Genomic DNA, 7,161 nt, shown 5'->3' on the forward strand with positions numbered 1-7,161 from the left:
GACGTTGTTATAGGTGAGGTGATATTCATGAAAAAATACATGTTAACTTTAACCGTTGCTTTGGTGCTGCTATCTGGATGCAATAATAAATCAAGCAATCCTAGCGACAATTCAGAATCGCCGTTCCCCGCTGTGTCTGAACCCTACCGAGCTGAGCAAGCAGCGGAGAATGGCGATGTTGTGGGCTTACATGGGGTGACCTACAATCTTGACAAGTGGACAGCGTTTCTGGCGAATCTAGACACGGGCGTCCGAGATCAGGTGCGTATTACGCAATATACGGATGAAGGTGACCCAATTTTCTATGAGTTGGTTTATGATGGAACTGAGTCTATTCTTTATACGTTCGACAACTCAATGGACTCATTCGGCAGCGATGCAGGACGACCCAGTACAGTATGCCGGGATATTGAGCTCGAGGAAAACAAGGAAATCGGCTCTCATTACAAGCTTACCGGATGTGATTACGACACCAGTGAGACATTTTGGTTTATGAAGAACAGCAATTAACTGCTTTATTGTTGCAGTGCTTTGAAGGCATTAAACTGGGAGTGATTATTCAAATAAGTTTTGATTTTCTCTGCACACTCGAGGGCACTATTAAATTCTGTGTTGATTTCTAAATCACCAATGCCATGTGAATGCACCAGATTATACTGATAGCTTGCAAGGCCAATATTCCGATCTCCTCTCTCCGTTTCCCTGCGTTGAAGTTCTTCCAGCGAACAAACGACGGAGACAAACAACACTTTATAACCTGCTAGCAGACTCGCGCATTCTTCTAACCATTGTTTTTCTTGCATGACGTGGTCGACAATGATATTACTTCCGGCAGCAGCTAAGGCGGGTAGCGCATGATGCATACCTTTTACAGTTTGCATCATCGCATGGGTTGTAGTTTCCTCTGGTTTCCCACCGTTCAGATAGTCAGCTGGCAGCATATGTAGAAACTGATCTAGAGATATGTGTAAGTAGGGTTCATCTAAAATCCGCTGTAATTCTAATGAGATACTGGTTTTACCAGAACTCGAAGTTCCATTTAAAAAAATAACGGTTCCTTGTGCCATTAAACTTGTCCCACTTTCTGCTGAATTTATTCACAAGTTTGTTTCTATTCCTTGCAATATATAGCGACCGAAGTTCTTTTTCTCATACTGAATAAAGTACTCTTGTTCCTCTTGTATTAAGCCGCTTGTCGCTTTTGGTATGGTTACTGTCCTTGTGCGGCCAGACATATTAGCAATCGTCATTTTTCCTAAACGGACATCTTTCACTACAGCGACTTCTGCAGTATATTCACTCGAAAATGTCCACACTAATCCTACGTACAATAGTCCAGTTATTACTATTGAGATTCCTAATCTTTTTCTTTTCATTGCTTAGCCTCTCTTCGCATGTCGATAATGAAGCAATGTGATTACCAATTACAGATTTACGTTTCGGTGATATTACAATTATTATTTAACACTTTAATTTGTGCTTTTGATTTGAGATCGTTTGTTATCTTGATTACATTATCTAAGTTTTTTCCCAAGTCTATGAGTGTTGTTCTCAAAGTAGGTCTGCTTGTAATAACAACGTTGCATTTATGATCGGTTATTGCCTTTACCTCAAATTGTATTGAGTCTCCCCAAGTACGCCAATTGACCCCTACATTTACTGTAAGTAAGCCTTTATTCTTGTTAACAAGTCCCAATTCACTTTTTTTCACACTACGAATTGTTTCTATACATAATGCGATTACTTCTTCTTTATTACCTGTTGCTTCAATTTCGATAGAATTGACCACACTTAATCCTGTTTTATTTAATCCCGCTTTTCTCAGATAAGACGAATGAATATATATCATTATCAGTGTTATTAAAAGACCAAATAAAAACCCAATTGACATACCTAATATAATTACTGTTTCATAATTATTGAAGAGTCTCAACGCACCTAAAATGATTAGAGCACTGAACACCAATGAAGATACTAAAAAGAAAATTATTTTTTGTTTCAACTATCATTCCTCCCTTACTTAACTTCTGACGGACTACTATCCGAACGGGTTGAGTCGTGAACAAATTGTTAATGCTATCGATGAATTCGAGAGTCTATTTTTGTTTAATTCTTTTGTTTATACATAAACTCTTTAACGCTTCCCGAAAAAATCAATACAATACTTGTTACTAATGATATCACTTGCATCAACATTGTAACTGTGTTTAATAATATTGGGAATAGTGTTGCATTAGATGTTATTATTCCAGCAGTTAAGACGTATAGCATTGAAAAAATATTCAAAATATTTACAGTTATATAAACCCACTTGGCAATATTTCCTCCGTAATAAATCAGCATACTTAGAACAATCATTATTATAAGACTAATCATGTTGAAAAACATTCCATTAATAAAACTCAATAATAAAATTATTGTAAAACCCAATATATTCACAACAATAAGACTCTCTAAAATCCTACTACCTCTTTTCTCTTGCCTCTGAATATAATCTCCTTCTGGCATCTTAGGTAACAAATCCTTTCTTTAAGATTATCTTCTATGCCTAGGAATTCTCACGATGTATGTTGCAAAGTGAAAGTGCTCAGTTTTGCAGCCAAATTTGATTCAGCCTAGCAAAACTGGTTTTACATGGAGAGGTGGGCATGAATGTCAAACCTACGTATAAAATTACTTTTTGCTGTATTTTGATTCAAAACATCATTGCAAAACTCGGCACTTTTCGATTGCCAAATACATCACGAGAAGGTTGGGCGCCAGGCCTTTAACAGCAGCCATGCTATTTGCTGTTCGGCATGTTCATTCTGGCATTGCTCACCTACCACCGCAGCCAAGATCAACTATTTTCTTCTCATGAATATTTACATATTGTTGTATTGTTTGTATCCATTTTTTCTTCTGCATTTCTTGAAGCATAGGTCGAATGATTTTGTTGCTATTGTGAAAATCGATAGTCATTATTATTACCGCCCTTCAATGAAGTTCACCTAACGTTGTTGTTTTCACGTATACATTATGTGCATTGACCTAGCGCATGCTAGGTGTCCGTCGTATGCCGGACCGCGGGCGAACGTCTGATACGTAATATTTTGTTGGAGTCTTCGGCCCTCAGTCAATCATTCAAAACCCGATTAATTACTTCTTCATCCCATACCTGTTTTCTTTGTTCTTGTTCTGTGTATCTTTAGTATAACGTTCCTGTATTCACGACTCAGCGCATGCTGAGTGTCCGACGTATGTCGAATCAAGGGCGTATGATCGCAGCGTTAAATTGTTGTTAAATGAAGTTAATCTCTTCTTTGAATTACTTATTCAATCTCTCGAAATCCTCTGTCTTATGAACGAAGCAGTTTAAGTTCTTTAAGATCTACATTGAATTTCCCTTCTAGCAGTACATCCAGTCCCAAAAGTCCATTGATGTTCAGGTATTTAAATGAAGTGAAATTAAGCTATGACTGGCTCCTGTATCAATCACGATATCCGATATGACTTTCTTCTGCTTATTAAAATGGACCGTTATTTCCGTGAACAAAAGTCCATTTCTATATTCAATATTCATTTAAAGGTTTGTCCTTAACCCTATGTTTTTCCGTATCTTCACCACGACTTGATCTTTGGAAGTATGATAAACCAATGTTTATCTCGGCTGTTCAATAATTCTTTAGTTGCTTCTTCATCGCTGACAGGCCCAATCACGGCAACATCATTAATAATCTCTTGATTGTCCGTTTCTTCAGAATGAAGCACTTCGAACTTTACGAATTGATTCGGAAAAATCTGTTGAACTTCTTGCCATCTCATCATATTCCCTCCTGTCTTTGGATGATTATATTATACCATTTAACAAGCGTACAATTCTCACAGGAATTTCACTTAACGTTTTTGCATTCACGAACCCTCACTGGCTTAAGCCGTGCCAATAGCGGGTAAGACGGATTTAGTCAGTACAGTGTTGTCTGCTGCCTCCGCTTCCTTGGGAATCCCTCCGCAGACTAAGGACCGTATGGCCCGCTATGTGAATACGGTGTTAGCTGTTGTATCCGACTTCCTGTAAATACTGGGAAATTCAATTATTCTTTGTTTCTTGTATTGTAATAATATTGTCCTATCCCATAAGTGTTTTATCAAATACGCCCTTGAAGCTAAATTCAACGCCATACCCATTCCAAACTTCTCCGATAAATCTAAATCCTGAAATATAATGATTTACTAATTGCTTCAATGGCATGGAATCCAGCAATTTCTTATTAATAATATCTGACTTTATATTAACTTCTAAAATTTCAGATCCAACAGCACCAAAGATGCCAAACCAGCACTCATTTATCTCTAACAAAATCATGTTAATTTCTGGATCTACAATGTGTACTTTTATATTTAATATCTGTTTACCACAAAGTTCATCCAACATTATTCTGTTAGTAATGTGTATGTTCATTATTTAAGTTTGTACAATTTTGGAATGACAAAGATTACTTTATCGAAGACTTGACTTTGATTAGCTGGTTTATCGGATTTCGTGGCATCTACGAATTACCATCATAAGACCTTTAATATTTTATTTTCAATTTCGTATTCTTCTTTTTCGTTCTTTATATAAATTACTAAGACATTATGTGCGGTCATTATTATTGGTGTATTAGGTAGCGGAATACCATTAAGATTATTGTGGATTTTGATATTATCCGATTCTAAAGCCTCGTTATTAATATATTCATAGATATAAACCTTATCTCTACTATCTCGAATTTCATATCCTTTCTGTTTCTTGGCTTCTGTGCTGATTATTTGATTAGGAATATCGATGATAGAGATCGATAAATCTTGATCAAGTATATTTTTCTTTACCTCTTCTAATGTCATTAACTCGTGAGTAGATTTCTCATTCCCACATGTTGATATAATTAAAACTAAGCAGAGAAATAACAATATCTTTAAAGTCATTTGCTTTATGTTCATTTTTCATCCTTTCCACGATTTCCGATAACGTTTGTGCATTCACGAACCCCACCGATTGAAGCGACCAAAGGGAGCGACCGCGATGCGGTCAGTCGGTGCGGGGTTGTCCTCTAAATCCTCTTTCTCGAAATGCCTCTCGGGGACCGAGGGGCCGCCAGGAAAAGATGCGTGAATACGATGTTGGTATTCTCAGTTCATACCCGACTGGCTCGGGTCCTGTTCTAAATATTGACATTGCTAAAGGAAAAAGTGTTGCTGCTGCTCTTCTTTCCTACCAAGACTGTATGTATAAACCGTTTCCGTTTTACCATTCAGAAGAAGATCTTAAGCGCCTCTTGGTCATTCTGGAGGAAATGAAGTCCATCTCCGGTCTTGAACCAAAAGTGGTTCTCGAAGAGCCACTGGGAATTATTCAAAACCTCTTGCCTCTTTCTTTTCTTCCCATGGTTTTCAGTCATTCTTCTGAACCCGTTGTTAACTCACCAACTTAAGCAAAAGGCTGTACGCAAGGTGAAAACCGATCCTGTCGATGCGATACGCAGTGCTCAAGTGATTTACTTACAAGATCCTCAGCCTCAAGTACAGATGAACGATACCGTTCAGCAACTCCTTGTTATCTGCCGTAAATATCAGCATTGGACGGCCTTTTACGGCGAGACACAACTTCATTTCCGTGTGGTTCTAGATCTCCTTTTCCCGGGTTACGATAAAGCTTTTCAAAAGGTCTGTAACCGTACTTCTTTAGAGTTGTTATCTCGTTTCCCTACTCCGGCCAAGCTTGGAACGAAACAAAGCTGCAGCAGCTGCTCGAAATCGCAAGACAGAGCCTGCCAGATCTTCATGGAATCGAAGCTCAAAAGGTGGTTCTTAGACAGTATATTCACCTTCTTAGAACGTACCAGGATAGCATGAGTGACCTTTTACATTCTATGCAAACCTTCGCCGAATCAATGGAAACCTATCATCTTCTTCGTACGATTCCGGGCGCAGGGCCTTTAACAGCGGCCATGCTCATTGCTGAAATCGGAGACATAAAAAAGTTCCCTTCCGTGAAGCAGCTAACAGCTTTTGCAGGGCTAGACTCAGCTGTTCACGAATCGGGAACCTTCAAATCCAAGAAGAATCGAATATCGAAACGAGGCTCTTCGTACCTTCGAACCGCTCTGTATCAGGCTACTGTAGCAGCCATTTCCAAGCAGATTCATGGCCCCAAAAATTCGACTCTCTTTCAATTCTATCAGCAATAACGAGATGAAGGCAAACCCGCAAAAGTCGCAATTGTCGCTGCTTCTCATAAGATTTTACGCATTATTTATGGTATGTGGAACGCAGGATCGGCATTTCAGGCTAAATAAACCGTTGAATTGGATTCTAATTCCAGCTTCATCTGCTCTCATGGGTAGGTTTATTTAATTTTGGAATGACAAAGATTATTTTATCGAAGACTTGACTTTGATTAGCTGGTTTATCTAATGCCAGTGCCTTCCATGATTTAGCCCGCAAAATTAGCCCTTACTTCCTTCTCATTCTTTTGATTATGTCTGTATTCTGTTATAATGGTTATAATTATTGTTAGAAAGGGGTTGTTCATATTGGCAGTTAGTAAAGATCGTCTTAACGACCTCATCAATCACCTGTCTGATCACGACCTTGAATTAATTTCTGACTTGGTCGAACGACTTGCACTCCATAATGTAAGACACATTCCAGTAGATGACGAACCAACTACTCAAGATGATTTAGAGGCTATCCAAGCAGCCCACAAAGCAATGGAAAAAGGTGAACTAATCAGCCTTAAGGACATTGAACATGAATTACGAAATTAAATTTCATAAAGATGCATTAAAAAACATTCAAAAATTAGATAAACCAACTCGTAATCGAATTTTAGATCATATCCATATTCTTGCTGATGACCCTAAACATCCGGAATTGGACATTAAAAAAATGCAGGGAGTCAACAATCAATTCCGACTTCGTATTGGTTCTTATCGCGTTATCTACTCTCTCTTTAATGATATTCTTGTAATTGTGATTATTAAAGTTGGTTCTCGCGGTGATGTCTATAAAGCGTAAGACACTTGAATTTTCTAGTGGCTTACGTTTTTTATTTTGACAGATTGTCAAGCTAAGCGCGACACCTCGTCCATGAACGATTGGTGAGAAGACTTCCAGCCGAGGCATTTCCTAGGGCGGTTG

The 7,161-nt window shown here is 38.2% G+C and carries 12 protein-coding genes and 2 pseudogenes; 6 read left to right on the forward strand and 8 right to left on the reverse strand.

Going from position 1 to position 7,161, the window contains the following annotated elements; all coding sequences use genetic code 11:
* Positions 1-27: 27 nt before the first annotated feature.
* Positions 28-510 (forward strand): DUF4362 domain-containing protein, encoded by a 483-nt coding sequence (locus HII30_RS18275; RefSeq protein ID WP_169506485.1) that lies wholly within the window; start codon positions 28-30, stop codon positions 508-510.
* 5 nt (positions 511-515) lie between these two features.
* On the opposite strand, the gene HII30_RS18280 is transcribed toward HII30_RS18275, so the two are convergent.
* The 7 genes and pseudogenes from HII30_RS18280 to HII30_RS18315 all read right to left on the reverse strand — a co-directional run bounded on the left by HII30_RS18280 (position 516) and on the right by HII30_RS18315 (position 4,866).
* Positions 516-1,067 (reverse strand): chloramphenicol phosphotransferase CPT family protein, encoded by a 552-nt coding sequence (locus HII30_RS18280; RefSeq protein ID WP_169506486.1) that lies wholly within the window; start codon positions 1,065-1,067, stop codon positions 516-518.
* 30 nt (positions 1,068-1,097) lie between these two features.
* Positions 1,098-1,376, reverse strand: coding sequence for a hypothetical protein (locus HII30_RS18285; RefSeq protein WP_169506487.1), 279 nt, complete (start codon positions 1,374-1,376; stop codon positions 1,098-1,100).
* Between the two features lie 56 nt (positions 1,377-1,432).
* Positions 1,433-2,002 (reverse strand): hypothetical protein, encoded by a 570-nt coding sequence (locus HII30_RS18290; RefSeq protein ID WP_169506488.1) that lies wholly within the window; start codon positions 2,000-2,002, stop codon positions 1,433-1,435.
* Between the two features lie 104 nt (positions 2,003-2,106).
* The gene (locus HII30_RS18295) at positions 2,107-2,508 is read right to left on the reverse strand and encodes a hypothetical protein (RefSeq protein WP_169506489.1); all 402 of its coding nucleotides are present in this window, start codon (positions 2,506-2,508) and stop codon (positions 2,107-2,109) included.
* A gap of 1,054 nt (positions 2,509-3,562) precedes the next feature.
* Positions 3,563-3,804: pseudogene (locus HII30_RS18305) on the reverse strand (hypothetical protein).
* A gap of 304 nt (positions 3,805-4,108) precedes the next feature.
* Positions 4,109-4,414: a hypothetical protein gene (locus HII30_RS18310; protein ID WP_169506490.1), complete on the reverse strand. Its 306-nt coding sequence runs from the start codon at positions 4,412-4,414 to the stop codon at positions 4,109-4,111.
* A 128-nt stretch (positions 4,415-4,542) separates the two neighbouring features.
* Complete coding sequence (locus tag HII30_RS18315) at positions 4,543-4,866, reverse strand: hypothetical protein (protein WP_169506491.1); 324 nt, start codon at positions 4,864-4,866, stop codon at positions 4,543-4,545.
* 260 nt (positions 4,867-5,126) lie between these two features.
* Here HII30_RS18315 and HII30_RS21710 point away from each other — a divergent pair, with 260 nt between their 5' ends.
* Together HII30_RS21710 and HII30_RS21715 are read left to right on the forward strand one after the other, a co-directional pair.
* Positions 5,127-5,453 (forward strand): hypothetical protein, encoded by a 327-nt coding sequence (locus HII30_RS21710; protein WP_246246686.1) that lies wholly within the window; start codon positions 5,127-5,129, stop codon positions 5,451-5,453.
* Positions 5,434-5,601: pseudogene (locus HII30_RS21715) on the forward strand (IS110 family RNA-guided transposase); the annotation flags it as partial. The gene HII30_RS21710 and the pseudogene HII30_RS21715, both read left to right, overlap by 20 nt.
* A gap of 77 nt (positions 5,602-5,678) precedes the next feature.
* Here the strand turns inward: HII30_RS21715 and HII30_RS21720 are convergent.
* Entirely contained in the window at positions 5,679-5,819 is a 141-nt protein-coding gene (locus HII30_RS21720) for a hypothetical protein (protein ID WP_246246688.1), read from the reverse strand.
* Positions 5,820-5,912: 93 nt separating this feature from the next.
* Between HII30_RS21720 and HII30_RS21725 the strand changes: the two genes are divergently transcribed.
* The 3 genes from HII30_RS21725 (at position 5,913) to HII30_RS18330 (ending at position 7,038) form a co-directional block, all read left to right on the forward strand.
* Positions 5,913-6,209, forward strand: a complete 297-nt coding sequence (locus tag HII30_RS21725) for an IS110 family transposase (RefSeq protein ID WP_246246684.1) — start codon at positions 5,913-5,915, stop codon at positions 6,207-6,209.
* A 345-nt stretch (positions 6,210-6,554) separates the two neighbouring features.
* Positions 6,555-6,788 carry a hypothetical protein gene (locus tag HII30_RS18325; protein ID WP_169506492.1) on the forward strand — a complete coding sequence of 78 codons (234 nt, stop codon included), beginning with the start codon at positions 6,555-6,557 and terminating at the stop codon, positions 6,786-6,788.
* On the forward strand, positions 6,772-7,038 hold the full coding sequence (locus tag HII30_RS18330; protein ID WP_169506493.1) for a type II toxin-antitoxin system RelE family toxin: 267 nt from the start codon (positions 6,772-6,774) through the stop codon (positions 7,036-7,038). The genes HII30_RS18325 and HII30_RS18330 overlap by 17 nt, the downstream gene beginning before the upstream one ends.
* Positions 7,039-7,161 lie beyond the last annotated feature (123 nt).

This window comes from Paenibacillus lemnae (genome assembly GCF_012933385.1).
In the GTDB taxonomy this organism is placed as follows: Bacteria; Bacillota; Bacilli; order Paenibacillales; family Paenibacillaceae; genus Paenibacillus_AQ; species Paenibacillus_AQ lemnae.